This window comes from Curtobacterium sp. 8I-2 (assembly GCF_902506155.1).
Classification (GTDB): Bacteria; Actinomycetota; Actinomycetes; order Actinomycetales; family Microbacteriaceae; genus Curtobacterium; species Curtobacterium poinsettiae.
Map to the genome: position 1 here is coordinate 933,487 of NZ_LR732827.1, position 15,436 is coordinate 948,922.

The 15,436-nt window shown below is 71.1% G+C and carries 14 protein-coding genes; 7 read left to right on the top strand and 7 right to left on the bottom strand.

The annotated features are described in order from the left end of the window. Positions 1-108: 108 nt before the first annotated feature. Together BOSE127_RS08175 and BOSE127_RS08180 are read right to left on the bottom strand one after the other, a co-directional pair. A complete protein-coding gene (locus BOSE127_RS08175; protein WP_083389395.1) occupies positions 109-1,068 on the bottom strand; it encodes a helix-turn-helix transcriptional regulator in 960 nt (319 codons plus the stop codon). Between the two features lie 48 nt (positions 1,069-1,116). After that, positions 1,117-2,079: a sugar-binding transcriptional regulator gene (locus BOSE127_RS08180; protein ID WP_031260420.1), complete on the bottom strand. Its 963-nt coding sequence runs from the start codon at positions 2,077-2,079 to the stop codon at positions 1,117-1,119. Positions 2,080-2,271: 192 nt separating this feature from the next. Here BOSE127_RS08180 and BOSE127_RS08185 point away from each other — a divergent pair, with 192 nt between their 5' ends. After that, positions 2,272-4,011: a glycerol-3-phosphate dehydrogenase/oxidase gene (locus BOSE127_RS08185; protein WP_017888462.1), complete on the top strand. Its 1,740-nt coding sequence runs from the start codon at positions 2,272-2,274 to the stop codon at positions 4,009-4,011. Between the two features lie 92 nt (positions 4,012-4,103). Here the strand turns inward: BOSE127_RS08185 and BOSE127_RS08190 are convergent, their stop codons facing one another. Further along, the gene (locus BOSE127_RS08190; RefSeq protein WP_017888461.1) at positions 4,104-4,760 is read right to left on the bottom strand and encodes a histidine phosphatase family protein; all 657 of its coding nucleotides are present in this window, start codon (positions 4,758-4,760) and stop codon (positions 4,104-4,106) included. 28 nt (positions 4,761-4,788) lie between these two features. Then, positions 4,789-4,911: a type B 50S ribosomal protein L36 gene (gene ykgO, locus BOSE127_RS08195; RefSeq protein WP_017888460.1), complete on the bottom strand. Its 123-nt coding sequence runs from the start codon at positions 4,909-4,911 to the stop codon at positions 4,789-4,791. Between the two features lie 45 nt (positions 4,912-4,956). Here ykgO and BOSE127_RS08200 point away from each other — a divergent pair, with 45 nt between their 5' ends. Then, positions 4,957-5,985: a GTP-binding protein gene (locus BOSE127_RS08200; protein ID WP_017888459.1), complete on the top strand. Its 1,029-nt coding sequence runs from the start codon at positions 4,957-4,959 to the stop codon at positions 5,983-5,985. Between the two features lie 226 nt (positions 5,986-6,211). Here the strand turns inward: BOSE127_RS08200 and BOSE127_RS08205 are convergent, their stop codons facing one another. Continuing rightward, complete coding sequence (locus tag BOSE127_RS08205) at positions 6,212-7,747, bottom strand: MFS transporter (protein WP_042538189.1); 1,536 nt, start codon at positions 7,745-7,747, stop codon at positions 6,212-6,214. Between the two features lie 192 nt (positions 7,748-7,939). Here BOSE127_RS08205 and BOSE127_RS08210 point away from each other — a divergent pair, with 192 nt between their 5' ends. Further along, positions 7,940-8,464 (top strand): DinB family protein, encoded by a 525-nt coding sequence (locus tag BOSE127_RS08210; protein ID WP_159556848.1) that lies wholly within the window; start codon positions 7,940-7,942, stop codon positions 8,462-8,464. A gap of 178 nt (positions 8,465-8,642) precedes the next feature. On the opposite strand, the gene BOSE127_RS08215 is transcribed toward BOSE127_RS08210, so the two are convergent. After that, positions 8,643-9,614 carry a sugar-binding transcriptional regulator gene (locus BOSE127_RS08215; protein WP_017888456.1) on the bottom strand — a complete coding sequence of 324 codons (972 nt, stop codon included), beginning with the start codon at positions 9,612-9,614 and terminating at the stop codon, positions 8,643-8,645. Positions 9,615-9,667: 53 nt separating this feature from the next. Continuing rightward, entirely contained in the window at positions 9,668-10,525 is an 858-nt protein-coding gene (locus BOSE127_RS08220) for a GolD/DthD family dehydrogenase (RefSeq protein WP_159556850.1), read from the bottom strand. Positions 10,526-10,632: 107 nt separating this feature from the next. On the opposite strand from BOSE127_RS08220, the gene BOSE127_RS08225 reads away from it, so the two are divergent. The 4 genes from BOSE127_RS08225 to BOSE127_RS08240 all read left to right on the top strand — a co-directional run bounded on the left by BOSE127_RS08225 (position 10,633) and on the right by BOSE127_RS08240 (position 15,428). Then, positions 10,633-11,787 carry an erythritol/L-threitol dehydrogenase gene (locus tag BOSE127_RS08225; RefSeq protein ID WP_017888454.1) on the top strand — a complete coding sequence of 385 codons (1,155 nt, stop codon included), beginning with the start codon at positions 10,633-10,635 and terminating at the stop codon, positions 11,785-11,787. 29 nt (positions 11,788-11,816) lie between these two features. After that, the gene (locus tag BOSE127_RS08230; protein ID WP_042538194.1) at positions 11,817-13,133 is read left to right on the top strand and encodes an MFS transporter; all 1,317 of its coding nucleotides are present in this window, start codon (positions 11,817-11,819) and stop codon (positions 13,131-13,133) included. A gap of 76 nt (positions 13,134-13,209) precedes the next feature. Next, complete coding sequence (locus tag BOSE127_RS08235) at positions 13,210-14,949, top strand: dihydroxyacetone kinase family protein (RefSeq protein WP_159556852.1); 1,740 nt, start codon at positions 13,210-13,212, stop codon at positions 14,947-14,949. Further along, positions 14,946-15,428, top strand: coding sequence for a ribose-5-phosphate isomerase (locus BOSE127_RS08240; RefSeq protein ID WP_017888451.1), 483 nt, complete (start codon positions 14,946-14,948; stop codon positions 15,426-15,428). The genes BOSE127_RS08235 and BOSE127_RS08240 overlap by 4 nt, the downstream gene beginning before the upstream one ends. Positions 15,429-15,436 lie beyond the last annotated feature (8 nt).

A 15,436-nucleotide genomic window follows, 5' to 3' on the forward strand; every position in this document is an offset into this window, starting at 1 on the left:
TCCATTCAGCACCGGATTCGCCCACAGCAGCGCTGAGCCGAACATCCGGACAGCGGCAGCGCGATCCGTGTCACGAGATTCGGCGGAACCGTCCGCAGCAGCAGTCGGTCAGTGCCCGCGCAGCGACTCGCTCGGCAGCTCACCGAAGCGGCTGCGGTAGGTCGCCGAGAAGCGACCGAGGTGCCCGAAGCCCCACGTCCGCGCGATCTCGGCCACGGTCGTCTCGTCCAGCGCACCGCCGACCAGGTCCGTCCGGGCGCCGTCGAGCCGCACGCCGCGCAGGAGTTCCCCCGGCGTCTGGTCGAGGTGCCGACGGAGCGACTGCTGCAACCCGCGGGGGCTGAGGCCGGCCGCCGCCGCGATGTCCGGCGTGCCGATCGCTTCACGCGCGTGCTCGTGCACGAACTCGAGCGCCCGGCGCAGGCGGTCGTGCTCGGGGCCGCTGCCGGACACCGACGCACGCCACTTGTTGCGCCGCGGGAACGCACGGATCGCCGCGGTCGCGAACGCCTCGGCGATGTCGTGCTGGACCATCGGGCTCATGGCCTGTTCGACGTCGAGCCAGACGGCCGAGTACTTCCGCACCACCGATCGCCACAGCGCGATGCCGTCGGCGGTCGGGCGGCGCATCGGTTCGAACGCGAAGTCGTCGTCACCGGCGACGGCACGGACGAAGTCGCGGTCGAGCTGCACCAGGTTCAGGGCGATGTCGTGGTGGTGCAGGGCGTAGGGCTCGGCGAACGGCAGCACGACCGGCACCCCGGCCTGGAGCTCGAACGTCTCGCCGCCCGTGGTGATCCGGCTCGAACCGCTGCGCAGCCACGCGACCAGGAACTCGTCGTCGACCTGGCTCTCGCTGCGCAGGTCGACCATGAACCGCGACGAGCGCAGGGACATCCGCTCGTCACCGACGCCCGCGAAGTCCCAGTGGGCGTTCTCGTGGGTGCGCCGGACGACGGGAGCACGGAAGTCGTAGTCGCCCGTGAAGAACGCGAGGGCCTGGTCGACGTCGCTGCCGACCATCCGCCGGAAGTACCGCGGCCCGGGCCGTTCGAGAGAAAGCACCATGCACCAGAACGTAGGACGGACCACCGACAAACTGCGTCAGATCCCGACTCAGGGCTGCAGGATCGCCTGCCCCACGCTCTCGTCGAGGATCAGGTCCGTGATCAGCCCGGCGGCCAGCGCACCCCGCAGTGACGCCGCCTTCGACCGCCCGGCGACGACGCAGACCCGCCGGGGCGCGCGCTTGATCGTGTCGAGGTCGGGAGCGCCGGCCCGTGCGTTCACGCCGATGTCCTTCCACGAGCCGTCGGACCGGTAGAACACCGTCGAGACGTCCCCGACGACCCCGGCCTGCGTGAGCTCATCGCGGTCCTCGGGGTCCAGGTACCCGCCGGAGTAGACGTGCGAGGGCACCGGGGCCTGCGGGGCGCCGACACCGAACACGACGAGGTCCATCCGCTCGTGCAGGTCGAGCACGCGGCGGATCGAGCGCTCGCGGAACAGTGCCTCCTTCGTCGCGGGGTCGTCGAAGAACGCCGGCACCGGGAACTGCTGCACGAACGCCCCGTACGCCTCGCCGAACCGCCGCAGGATCTCGGACGCGTAGACGATGCCGGTGGTGCGGGTGTTCGCGGCGCCGTTGATCTGCACGATCGTCGAGCCGTGGGTGGTCTTCGGCACCAGGTACCGGCTGACCGCGCTCACGGTCGAACCCCACGAGATCCCGATCACCATGTTCGACTCGACGTACTGCGTCAGGATCCGGGCGGCGGACAGTGCGACGCGCTCGAGCCGGTCGACGTCGCTCGTGTGGTCCGGCACCGGGACGACGTGCGCGTGCACCCCGAAGCGGGATCGGATGCTCCGGCTCAGCGCGGCGGCCTGGTCCAGGGGCGACCGGATCTGGATGTCGACGAGCCCGGTGTCCCTGGCGTACTTCAGCAGCCGCGACACCGACGAGCGCGAGGTGCTGAGTTCGTCGGCGATCGCGTCCATCGTCAGGTCCTGCAGGTAGTACAGGTGGGCGGCGCGCAGCGCCTGCTGCGTGCGCATGGGCTGAGCCGCGTCACTCATGGTGCTCCGATCTGTCGAACGCAACCATGCACGGACGTGCAGGGCCTCTGCAACCCCGGCCGCGCCTCCAGACCGCCGCGTCGGGCCTGGACGACACGTGTGCTGCACGTTCGTGCACGCGAGTTGCCCGCCCTGTCGAACGAGCGCACGATCGATCCTGACCCCACGAACAGACGAAGGAAGCGACGAACCATGTCGAAGAAGACACAGCCCCGGAACACGGTGACCGCCCTCACCGAGCGCCCGAACGCGCAGGTCCTCGTCGTCGGCGGCGGCATCAACGGCATCGCGACGTTCCGTGACCTCGCACTCCAGGGCGTCGACGTCGCCCTGGTCGAGCGTGGCGACTACGCCTCCGGCGCCTCCGCGGCCTCGAGCCACATGATCCACGGCGGCATCCGCTACCTCGAGAACGGCGAGTTCCGCCTGGTGCGCGAGAGCGTGCAGGAGCGCAACGGCCTGATCCGCATCGCCCCGCACTACGTCAAGCCGCTGCAGACGACCATGCCGATCTTCTCGACGTTCTCCGGCATCATGAACGCCCCGCTGCGCATGCTGACGCACAAGCAGCGCTCCACCAAGGAGCGCGGCGCGATGCTCATCAAGATCGGCATGACGATCTACGACTCCTTCTCGCGCGACGGCGGCTCCGTCCCGAAGCACGTCTTCCGCACCAAGAAGGCGGCGCTCGAGGACATGCCGGCCCTCAACAAGGACCTGAAGTACACGGGCACCTACTACGACGCGAGCGTGCACGAGCCCGAGCGCCTGGCCCTCGACGTCCTCAAGGACGGCCTGGCCGCGGGAGCCGACAAGGCACGCGCCGTCAACTACGTCGAGGCAGCCGGCACCCGCGACGGCGGCGTCCTGCTGCGCGACCGCGAGACCGGCGACGAGTTCGTCTTCACGGCCGACGTCGTGATCAACGCCTCCGGCCCCTGGACCGACCTGACGAACGAGGCGTTCGGCGGCGAGACGAAGTTCATGGGCGGCACGAAGGGCTCGCACATCGTCGTCCACAACGACGAGCTGCTCGAAGCCACCAAGGGCCGCGAGCTGTTCTTCGAGAACGACGACGGCCGCATCGTCCTCATCTACCCGCTCAAGGGCCGGGTGCTCATCGGCACGACCGACATCGACGCCGACCCCGCGAAGCCGGTCACGACGACCGACGAGGAGATCGACTACTTCTTCGGGCTCGTCAAGCACGTGTTCCCGCAGATCGAGGTCACCCGCGACCACATCGTCTACAGCTACTCCGGCATCCGCCCGCTCCCCCGCCACGAGGACACCGCCCCCGGCTTCGTGTCGCGTGACTACCGGATCGTGGACACCCAGATCGCCGGCCTGCCGAAGTCGACCGTGCTGTCGCTCGTCGGCGGCAAGTGGACGACGTTCCGTGCCCTCGCTGCACACCTGTCCACCGAGGCGACGACCAAGCTCGGCATGAGCCGCAAGGTCGACACCACCGGCATGCCGATCGGCGGTGGCAAGGAGTTCCCGACCACCGACGCCCAGCGCGCCCTGTGGATCAAGTCGCACCGCGACGGGCTGGACGAGTCACTGGTCGAGGGGCTGCTCGAGCGCTACGGCACCCGTGCCGCCGAGGTCGTGGACGTCCTGACCGACGGCCCGGTGGAGCCGCTCGAGTCCGACCCGTCGCTCACCCGCGCCGAGGTCGCCTACTTCGCCCGCCACGAGCAGGCCGTCCACCTGGTGGACGTCGTCCTGCGCCGCACGAACCTGGCGTTCGTCGGTGGGGTCACGATCGACCTGCTCGACGAGCTGGCCGACGTGCTCGCCGGTGCGCTCGGCTGGACGACCGAGGAGCGCGCGGACGAGGTCCAGCGCACGCTCGACGTCCTGCGCGAGTCGCACGGCGTGATCGTGCCGCTGACGTCCGCTTCGGCGCCGACGTCGCAGCTCGCGTAGTCGACGCCCCGACGGACGGACGGGAGGCCCGGTACCAGCTGGTACCGGGCCTCCCGTCCGTTCGGGGTCGCGTTGGCGGCCCGCTGGTCGCGTCAGAACCGCTCGCCGGTGGGGTCGAGCGCCGTGCGGTCGATGAGCTGGTCGCCGCCGACGGGCTCGCCTTCCCAGTCGACCAGGCGCCAGCCGTCGGCGAACGAGCCCTCGAGTTCGACGATGCCGGTGTTCTCCAGGTGGCGCTTCGTGCCGAAGTGGTCGGGGGTGTTCTGCGCAGCTGCGCTCGCCCACGTGCGGATCGCGGCACCGTGACTGACGGCGGCGGCCACCGCCACCCCGGTGGCCTCGATCTGGCGGACGGCATCGTCGTAGCGCTCGAAGAACTCGACGCCGCTCTCGGCACCGGGCATCCGGGTCGTGCGGTCACCGCCGGACCAGCCGTGCACGGTGGAGATGTAGGTCTGCACGGACACCGTGTCGCTCTTGCCCTGGGTGTCGCCCGCCTCGATCTCGCGGAGGCCCGGCAGCACCACGGGCTCGAGGCCGAGCGAGGCCGCCAGGGGTGCCGCCGTGACCTGCGTGCGGACCATCGACGACACGAACAACCGCTCGATCCCACGGTCGGCGAGCGCTGCGGGCAGGGCGTCGGCCTGCTGCTGCCCGAGCTCGGTCAGTCCTGGTCCGGGCACCACGGCATCGAGGATGCCGTGCACGTTCGCGGGGGTCTGGCCGTGGCGGATGAGCAGCAGTCGCATGCCGCCACCCTACGGACCGCCGCTGACGTCAGCCCTGCCGGGTGTTCCAGCGGGGGTTCTTCTTGTTGATGACGTAGACGCGGCCGCGGCGCCGGACGACCTGGGAGCCGGGGATCTTCTTGAGCGCCTTGAGGGAGTTGCGGACCTTCACGACGAGCCTCCTTGTTGATAACGGTTTTCAGTTACAGTAGCCCACATGCGTGCTGCTGCCATCACCCTCGTCACCGCCCTGCACCAGGTCGACGCCGACCGCGTCGCCGCCCGGATCTCCGACGGGCACCGGATGCACGTCGCCGGGAGCGCCTTCGCCACCGCCCGTGCCGTGGCGGACCGCGCCGACCAGCTCGACCGGCTCTGCGGGCCCGAGGCCGACCACGGGCTCGTCGTCACCCTGCACCCGGGGGCCGATGCCCGCGCCGTCGGCATGCTGCTCGCCAACGCGGCACGGTCCGAGACCGGCGACGACCGGGTGCTCCGGCACGTCGTCGGGGTGCTGCGGGCCGACGACGTCGCACACCTGCTCTGGTCGGACGTCGACGACGCCTTCGTGGCCGCGGACCGGATGGCGGCACTCGTCGAGTACGCGACGGTGATCGCCCTCGACCGCATCGAGCCGCTGTCCGGCCGTCGGCGTCGGGCGCTCGTGTCCCTGCTGCACCGGATGGCGCCCCAGGCCGTGATCGTCGCCCTGCCCGCGATCCGGAGCGCCGCCGACCTGCCGGCCTCGAACGGCGGCGCGGCACGGGTGCTCGCCACCGGCGCCGGCTGGATGCGCGCACTGTCGAGCGGCGCGGACACCGGGCGCGACGCCCGCGACGCCCTGGTCTCGATGCGCTACCGGGAGCCGCTGCCGTTCCACCCCGGGCGACTGTCGTCCGTCATCGCCGAGGACCTGTCCGCCGGGGTGAACGGTCGCGTGCTGCGGTCGCGGGGGTTCTTCCGCCTGGCATCGCGGCCGGACCACGTCGGCTCGTGGTCGAGCTTCGGGTCGATGCTCGCGCTCGACCCCACCGCGAACCCGTCGTGGGACGCCGATGCCCCGATCGGGCAGGCGCTGTGGTTCGTCGGCGAGCAGCTCGACGTCCGGGCGATCGAGCGGGCCCTCGACGGGGCGCTGCTCACGCCGTCGGAGCTGCTCGCCGGGCCGGACGTGTGGCGCAGCTGGGCGGACCCGTTCCCGGAGTGGCCCGCGGTGGACCCGGCGTCAGAGCACCGGCACGAGTGAGGGCGCGCGTGGGTGCGCACACGTCCCGCGACAGAGCACGAGTCGATCGTCGCGTGCATCGTCGTCTCATGCGCACACACCCGCTGCGTGCGCAGGTTGCGACAGAACGCTCGTCGATCGTCGCGTGCATCGTCGCAGTGTGCGCACGCACGCACGGACGGGAGGCGCGGTGCGGGTCGGACCCACACCGCGCCTCCCGTCCGTGGTCACGTCGAGAGCCGCAGCGTCAACGCGCCGGTGACGCCTCACGCGCAGCGGCGGCCTCGCGCGCAGCGGCAGCCGCGGCGTCCTGCGCGGCGAACGGCAGGTCGCCGAGGTCCAGGTGCGGGTTCGTGTCCTGCGTGAGCACGAGCTCCTTCGCCTCGTCCTCGGTCTCCACGGCCGGCATCGAGCCGGGCAGCGGGCGCTGCGAGGACTCCTTCATGCAGAAGACACCGATCGCGCCGACGACGCTCATCGCCATCAGGAAGTACGCCGGGGCGAGCTCGTCACCCGTCGCGGTGAGCAGCGCCTGCACGATCAGGGGCGTGGTCCCGCCGAACACCGCGATCGCGATGTTGTAGGCGAAGCCCATGCCGCCGTACCGCGTCGACGTCGGGAACAGCGCCGGCAGCGACGCGGCCTGGTTCGACACCCACAGCGCGGTCATCAGCGCGAGCAGCCCGAGGCCGGCGAGCGTCGACCACTGCGCCCCGTGCCCGATCAGCATGAACGCCGGCACGACGAGCACGACCGTGGTGGCCGCACCGATCCACATCACGACGCGGCGGCCGAGGCGGTCGGAGAGCTTGCCGGTCAGCGGGAGCATCACCGCGAGCAGCAGGAGCACCGGGATCGTCAGCAGGGTGCCGTCGATGGCGGAGTAGCCGAGCGAGTCGGTCAGGTACGTCGGCATGTACGAGGTCAGGGCGTAGCCCACGGTGTTCGACGCGGCGACGAGCATGATCGCGATGACGATCGGGCGCCAGTGCTGGCGGACCATCGCGACGACGTTGGCCGGACGCTCACCGTCGAAGGACGCCCGGGACTCGCTCGCGGCCTCCTGCGCGGCCTGGGTCGCCTGGAACACCGGCGACTCCTCGATGCGCAGACGGAAGTAGATGGCCACGACACCGATCACACCGGCCGCCAGGAACGGGAAGCGCCAGCCGTAGGCGGTCATCGCCTCGTCGCCCAGGGTGATCTGCAGCACCGACACGACGGTTGCACCGAGCGCGAAGCCCAGGTAGCTGCCGAAGTCGAGGATGCTCGCGAAGAAGCCGCGACGGCGGTCCGGGGCGTACTCGGTGACGAAGGTCGTGGCCCCGGCGTACTCACCACCGGTCGAGAAGCCCTGCGCGAGCTTCAGCACGACGAGCAGGATCGGACCGAAGACGCCGATGGTGGCGTACGCGGGCAGCGCACCGATCAGGAACGTCGACGCCGCCATCATGATCAGCGTCGTCGCGAGCACCTTCTGGCGGCCGATCTTGTCGCCCAGGCGTCCGAACACGATGCCGCCCAGGGGCCGTGCGATGTACGTCGCCGCGAAGACACCGAGGCTGAACAGGATCTGCACCGAGGGTTCGGCCGTCGGCAGGAAGACCTTCCCCATCGTGACGGCCAGGTAGCCGTACACGCCGACGTCGTACCACTCCATGGTGTTGCCGACGACCATGCCGCTGACGGCTCGTCGCATCATGCTCTTGTCGACCACGGTGACGTCGCTCTCACGCAGCCGTCGGTGTGGTCGGGTGTTGGTACTGCTGGGGTCGGAACCCATGCCTTGCTCCTCGAGAAGATCGGTGGGCCGTCGGGTACCGGCCCAGAACAGCGAGCGACGTTACCGAGCAACCGAAATGTCATTGGCCGGTGATTCTCAGGAACCGGCGTGTCACCCGGACGGGGGTCACGCCCGATCCGCACCAGCTCGCGGAAGGACGGAACTGAGTAACGACGCCGTAACATCGGGCCCGTGGCGATCGAACCCGAGACGAAGAGCTGGACGTGGGTCATCGAGACCGCGTGCCCCGAGTGCGGCTACGACGGCAGCGCCGTGACGATCCGCGACGTGCCGGGCATCATCGACGACAACACCGCAGGGTGGCCCGAGGTCCTCGGACGCGACGACGTCCGGGACCGCCCGGACGTCCACACGTGGTCACCGCTCGAGTACGGCGCCCACGTGCGGGACGTGCACCGCACGATGGCCGAACGCCTGGACCTGATGCTCACCGAGGACGCCCCCGCCTTCGCGAACTGGGACCAGGACGCCACCGCCGTCGATGACCACTACGGCGAGCAGGACCCCGCGGTCGTCGCCCGGCAGCTGCGGGAGTCGGCGGACCGCGCGGCCCGGGCCTTCGCCGCCGTCCCCGACGAGGCGCTCGAGCGCACCGGGCTCCGGTCCGACGGCAGCGCCTTCACCGTCGCGACGCTCGCCACCTACTACGCGCACGACCCGGTGCACCACCTGTGGGACGTGCGGCGCACGCGCTAGACGTGGGGACCACCGGTCGGGAGGCGCGGTGCGGCCCCGCCCCGCGCCTCCCGGCCGCAGGCGGTCGCCCCCGGAACCGGGCGTACCTGCCGGAACCGGGCGTACCTGCCACGAACAAACGACCAGGGATGCCCGGAAGCACCATCCATCGCGCGCGTGATGGGAAGGAAACGGCCACTCAGGCGAGTGCGTCGAGCACCGCACGTGCCGTCGCGGCGTCCGTCACCAGCTCGTTGACCAGGCCGCCCCGCACCGCGGCGACGATGCTCGTGACCTTGGCGCTGCCCACGGCCACCCCGACGGCGTGCGGCACGGTCGACAGGACCTCGCGCGAGGTCCGCACCATCCGGTCGCTGCCGGGGAACTCGATCGCCGAGCCGTCGGCAGCGTAGAAGTTCAGGCAGACGTCACCGGCGGCCCGGTCGAACGCGGCGTCCTCGACCGGGATGCCCCGGGCCAGCGCGTCACGGGTGTGGGTCGGCGCACCGATGCCGAGGATCGCGCCCTTCGCCCGGCTCCAGAGTCCGACGACGTGCTGGAACGCCGGGTCCTCGTCGAGGGTGGACCGCATCGCCGGGGACGGCAGCGCCTGGGCGAACAGGAACGCCGGGATCGCGCCGGAGTGCTCCGCGGCCGTCCGGGTGATCTCGTTCGTCTGGAACCACGGCATCGGGTCGGCCTGCCCACCCACGGTCGGCACGAGCTGGACGCCGGGCATGGTCGGCATGCCCGATCGTGCGACGTCGTACACGGTGCGACCGGACGACATCAGGACGGCGTCGCCGGGGACGAGTCCCATGCCCTCGACCGCGGCGGCCAGCGGTGCGGCCAGGTCGGCGCCGAGCGTCGCGGCGTGGGTGACCGCAGCGAGGTGCACCGCGCGGAGCCCGAGCACGACCTGCAGGCGTTCGGCGAGCGCCACGGTCTCGTCCTGGAACGGGTCGACGACCTCGATGCGGACGAGTCCGGCCTTGCGGGCCTCGGCCACGAGCCGCGAGACGGTCGGGCGCGAGACCCCGAGGCGCGAGGCGATCTCGACCTGGGTGGCGTCCTCGAGGTAGTACATCCGCGCCGCCTGGTAGACGGTGTCCAGCGGGAACCGGGTCCGCGACGAGTCGGGGCCGGGGCCGGCAGTGCTCTCGGACGACATGGAGCGGGACCCTTCGACTCGATCGGACACCGCGATCGTAGTCCGAGCACGGCTCAGCGGATCGTGAACCCGCCGTCCACACGGAGGTCCGCGCCGTTCACCATCGCGCTCGACTCCCCCGCCAGGAAGAGCACGGCCGCGGCGATCTCGTCGGGCGTCGCGAAGCGGCCGGTGGGGATCTCGTCCTGGTGCCGGATGCCGTTCTCGTTCGCCCAGGCAGCACGGCCGAGGTCGGTCAGGACGACGGTCGGCGACACGGTGTTCACGGTGACGCCGCGTCCGCCCCACTCGAGCGCGAGCACCGTCGTCAGGCCGATGACGCCGGCCTTCGACGCGCAGTAGGCAGCGTGCCCGTCGATGCCGACGTGGGCCGCCTGCGACGCGATGTTCACGATCCGCCCGTACCCGGCGTCGAGCATGTGCCGGCCGACGGCCTGCGCCACGCGGAACGTGCCGGTCAGGTTGACGTCGATGGTCTTCGCCCAGGTGTCGGCTGCCAGGTCCTCGGCCGGGGCGAGGGCGGCGATGCCGGCGCAGTTCACCAGCACGTCGACGCCGCCGAAGTGCCGGACGACGTCCGCCACGGTGCGGGTCACCGAGTCGGCGTCGGTCACGTCGCAGGCGAACCCGGCGTGGAGGCTCGTGGCCGCGTCCGCCCCGTCGGCGGCGGTGTCCGGTGCGGCCGTCGACGGCACGGCGGACGTGGGCAGGTCGGCCGCGGCCGACGTGGCACCGTCGGCCCGGACGTCGACGATGGCGACGCGGGCGCCCCGGGCCGCCAAGGCCCGGGCGATCGCGTTGCCGATGCCGGACGCCCCGCCGGTGACCACCGCCGTGCGGCCGCTGAAGTCGTTGGTCAGGTCGATCGTGTCGGGGCCCTGTCGGAGGGCCGCGGCGAAGTCCGTCGTCATGTTCGCTCCCTTGCGTTCGGTGCCGAACGTACCAGAAATTGTGTTCTGGACAAACGTTCTCGAAGGTGTACAGTCATCGCCGAAGCCACCCAACGGAGGAACAGCTCATGTCGACGACGACCGAGAACGCGGCCACGACCGCCCCCACCACGATCCCCACGACGATGCGCGCCGTCGTCGTCCACGGCCCCGGTGACTACCGGCTCGAGGAGCGTCCGGTGCCGACGCCCGGCCCCGGGGAACTCCTGCTCCGCACCGACGCCGTCGGCATCTGTGCGAGCGACCTGAAGTGCTACCACGGCGCCGCGAAGTTCTGGGGCGACGAGAACCGTGCGGCCTGGGCCGAGCGCGACCGCATCCCCGGGCACGAGTTCGTCGGCACGATCGTCGCCGGCGACGACGCCGCCCTGGCCAAGCGCGGCGTCGACCTCGGCGACCGGATCGCCTGCGAGCAGATCGTGCCGTGCTGGGAGTGCCGCTACTGCCTCGAGGGCGCGTACTGGATGTGCAACGTGCACGACATGTTCGGCTTCAAGGGCTACGACGGCGCGATGGCCGAGTACGTCCTCGTGCCCGCCAAGGCACTGACCCACCCGGTGTCGAAGGCCCTGCCCGGCCAGGTCGCCGCGTTCTCCGAGCCGCTGTCGTGCGCCTTCCACGCCGTCGAGCGCGGTGACATCAAGTTCGGCGACACCGTGGTGATCGCCGGCGCCGGCCCGATCGGCCTCTCCGCCATCGCCGGTGCGCGGCAGAAGAACCCGCTCCGGATCATCGCGCTCGACGTGGTCGAGGCGAAGCTCGAGCTGGCCCGCAAGGTCGGCGCCGACCTGACGATCAACATCGCCCAGGAGGACGCGGTCGCCCGGGTCAAGGAGCTCACCGACGGCTACGGGGCCGACGTCTACATCGAGGCGACCGGGCACCCGTCCGCGGTGCCGCAGGGACTGAACCTGCTCCGCAAGCTCGGGACCTTCGTCGAGTACTCGGTGTTCAAGGACGACGTGTCCGTGGACTGGTCGATCATCTCCGACGACAAGGAGCTCGACGTCCGCGGCGCCCACCTCGGCCCGCACACCTGGCCGGCGGCGATCAAGCTGCTCGAGGCCGAGACCCTGCCGATGTCGGAGATCTGCACGCACCAGTTCCCGCTCGAGCAGTTCCAGGAGGCGCTCGACCTGGTCGGCGACTCAGCCGGTGCCAGCGTCAAGGTGTCGATCATCCCGTCCCTGACCGCCCCCACCACGGCCGCGCCGCAGGCCTGACCGACTCCACCAGCAGGGAGAGAACGAGCATGTCAGCGACGACATCACGCGCCACCGGCGCCCGCACGACCACCCCCCGCGCCGAGGGCCGCCTGGACCGGATGGGCATCCCCCGTCCGCTCGCCCTCGGGTTCGTCGCCGTCCTGGTCTTCATGACCGGGAACGGCGTCGAGTCGAACTTCATCACGCCGCACATGGTGGCCGTGCTCGGCAGCCCCGAGGCCACCGTGGCGACGATCGTCACGTTCTACAGCCTGGCCGCACTGATCGGCAGCTACGTCTCGGGCGCCCTGTCCGACCTGGTCGGGCCGCGCCGGGTGATGATCCTCGGCTTCGCCGTCTGGGTCGTGTTCGAGGTCCTGTTCCTGCTGGCACTCGGCGCCGGCAGCGTCCCGTTCGCCGCCGTCACGTACGCGTTGCGCGGCTTCGGGTACCCGCTGTTCGCCTTCGCGTTCCTGGTCTGGGTGAACATCACCACCCCGGTCGAACGGAACGGCTCCGCGGTCGGCTGGTTCTACGTCGCCTTCACGGGTGGTCTGCCGACCCTCGGCTCGCTGTTCGCGATCGGTGCGATCCCGGTGTTCGGCGGCGGGACCGTCGGCGAGACCGGGGCGATGGTCGCCTCGATCGCCCTCGTCGTGATCGGGTTCCTCATCATGCTGTTCGGCGTCCGGCTGCCGAACGGGTTCACGCGCATCGCCCCCGCCGGTGAGAGCGCCTGGCAGGTGCTGACGAGCGGCATCCGCCTGACGGTCACGCGGCCGAAGATCCTGATGGGCTTCCTCGTCCGACTCATCAACACCGCACCCGAGTTCGGCATGTTCGTCGTCCTGCCCGCCGTGATCGCGAACGAGCGCGGCTGGGGCCAGAGCCGCTGGCTGCTCATGACGGTCTGCGTCTACGCCACGAACATCCTGGTCAACGCCCTGTTCGGCTGGGTCGGGGACAAGATCGGCTGGCAGCGCACCGTCAAGTGGTTCGGCATCGTCGGCTCCGCCCTCGGGCTCATCGCCTGGTGGTACGTGCCGCAGCTCGTCCCCGCCGGTTCGGACTGGGGCTACGTGCTCTCCGTCGTCGCCGGCTGCGTGTTCGGCTGCCTGCTCGCCGGGTTCGTGCCGATGGGCGCGATCATGCCGGCGCTGGCCCCCGAGCACAAGGGCGCCGCCATGGCGATGTACACCACGGCCGCCGGCGGTGCCGCGTTCCTCGGCACCGGTGTCGTCGCCGCGGTCTTCGCCCTGGGCGGCGGTGGCCAGGCCGCCACGTGGACGTTCGTCGGCCTGTACGCCTGCGCGTTCGTGATGATCCACTTCCTCAAGGTCCCGCAGGGCGACCGAGGACACTGAGACCCGGGCGACGACGGTCGTCCCGTCGTCGCCCGGTGCACCACCCCACCACCACCACCTCCGGAGGACCCGCACCATGACCACGATCCACGACGACCCGGACGAGTTCGCCGAAGACCAACTGAGCGGCTGGCTCGCGCTCTACGCCGACCGGGTCCGCGGCGTGCACGGCGGCGTCGTGACCCTGCCCACCGAGGGGGCCGCACCGCAGGTCGCCGTCGTCGTCGGGGGCGGCTCCGGCCACTACCCCGCGTTCTGCGGCGTCGTCGGCCCGGGCTTCGCCACCGGCGCCGTCGTCGGCAACGTCTTCACCTCGCCGTCGACCGCGCAGGTCTACTCGGTCGCCAAGGCCGCCGACCAGGGCCGCGGTGTCGTGCTGTCGTTCGGCAACTACGCCGGTGACACCATGAACTTCGGGCTCGCGGCCGAGCGGCTGCGTGCCGAGGGCATCGACACCCGCATCGTCGTGGTCACCGACGACATCGCCAGTGCCGACGACGAGACGAAGCGCCGCGGCATCGCCGGTGACTTCTCCGTCTTCAAGGCGATGGGCGCCGCCGCTGCCGAGGGCGCCGACCTCGACGAGGTCGAACGGATCGGCCGGGCGTCGAACGCCGCCACCCGCACCATCGGCGTCGCGTTCTCCGGCTGCACCATGCCCGGTGCGACCGAACCGCTGTTCACCGTCCCCGACGGCCACCTCGGCCTGGGGCTCGGCATCCACGGCGAGCCGGGCATCCAGGACGTCCTGCTGCTCCGTGCGACGGACCTGGCGTCGCTGCTCGCCGAACGACTGCTCGCCGACCGCCCCGCGACGGCCGGCACCCGGGTCGCCCCGATCCTCAACGGGCTCGGTGACACCAAGTACGAGGAGCTCTTCCTGCTCTGGGGCCGGGTGCTGCCGCTGCTGCAGGACGCCGGGCTCGAGGTCGTCGAACCCGAGGTCGGCGAACTCGTCACGAGCCTCGACATGGGCGGCTGCTCGCTGACGCTGCAGTGGCTCGACGACGAACTCGAACGGCTCTGGCGCGCCGACGCCTACACGCCCGCGTACCGCAAGGTGGCGGCACCGGTCGCGGCGCTCGTGCCGGCCGATGCGGTGGACGCCGCCGAGGACGAGGCGACGGTCGTGCCGGAGGCGACCGATGCCTCCCGGCAGGCCGCGCAGACGGCGCGAGCCGCCGTCGAGGCGATGGACGCGCTCCTGCGCGAGCACGAGGAGACGCTCGGCCGCATCGACGCGGTCGCCGGGGACGGCGACCACGGCCGCGGCATGGTCAAGGGGATCGGTGCGGCGCGCAAGGCGGTCGACGGGCTCGGCCCGGAGGCCGGGGTCGCCTTCGTCCTCGGACGCGCCGGTGATGCGTGGGCCGCGTTCGCGGGCGGCACCTCCGGTGTCCTGTGGGGCGCCGCACTCGAGGCGTTCGGCCGCTCCCTCGGCGACGACCGCGAGTCGTACCAGGCAGCCGACGTCGTCGACGCGGCGCAGGCCTTCGCCGACTCGATCGTCCACCTGGGCGGGGCGTCGCGCGGTGACAAGACACTGCTCGACGCACTGCTGCCGTTCGTGGAGCAGTTGCGTTCCTCGGTCGAAGCTGGTCAGCCACTCGCCGGAGCGTGGCAAGCTGCAGCGGAAGTCGCTCGGGACGAGGCCGACAAGACCGCCGACCTCACGCCGAAGGTCGGACGGGCCAGGCCGCTGGCCGAGAAGAGCCTGGGGACACCCGACGCGGGTGCCACCTCGATGGGGATGATCCTCACGCGGGTCGGCGAGGTCCTCGCCGCCCGTGCTGACAAGGAAGGAACACACGCATGACGTACCGTCTCGTGATCGGGTCCGACGACGCCGGGTTCGACTACAAGGAGATCATCAAGGCCGACCTGCTCGCCGACGACCGGGTGTCGGACGTCACCGACGTCGGCGTCGACGCGGACGGCCACACCGCCTACCCGCACGTGGCCGTGGACGCTGCGCGCCTGGTGGCGAACGGCGAGGCCGACCGGGCGATCCTGATCTGCGGCACCGGCCTCGGTGTGGCGATCAGCGCCAACAAGGTGCCGGGCATCCGTGCCGTCACCGCGCACGATTCGTACAGCGTGGAGCGCTCGATCCTGTCGAACGACGCCCAGGTGCTCTGCATGGGGCAGCGCGTCGTCGGCGTCGAGCTCGCCCGTCGGCTGGCGAAGGAGTGGCTCGGCTACGAGTTCGACCGTTCCAGTGCCAGCGCTTCGAAGGTGCAGGCGATCTGCGAGTACGACGGCAGCGCCCCCGCCGGGGTCGACGCGCAGGCGTAGGCAGGGTT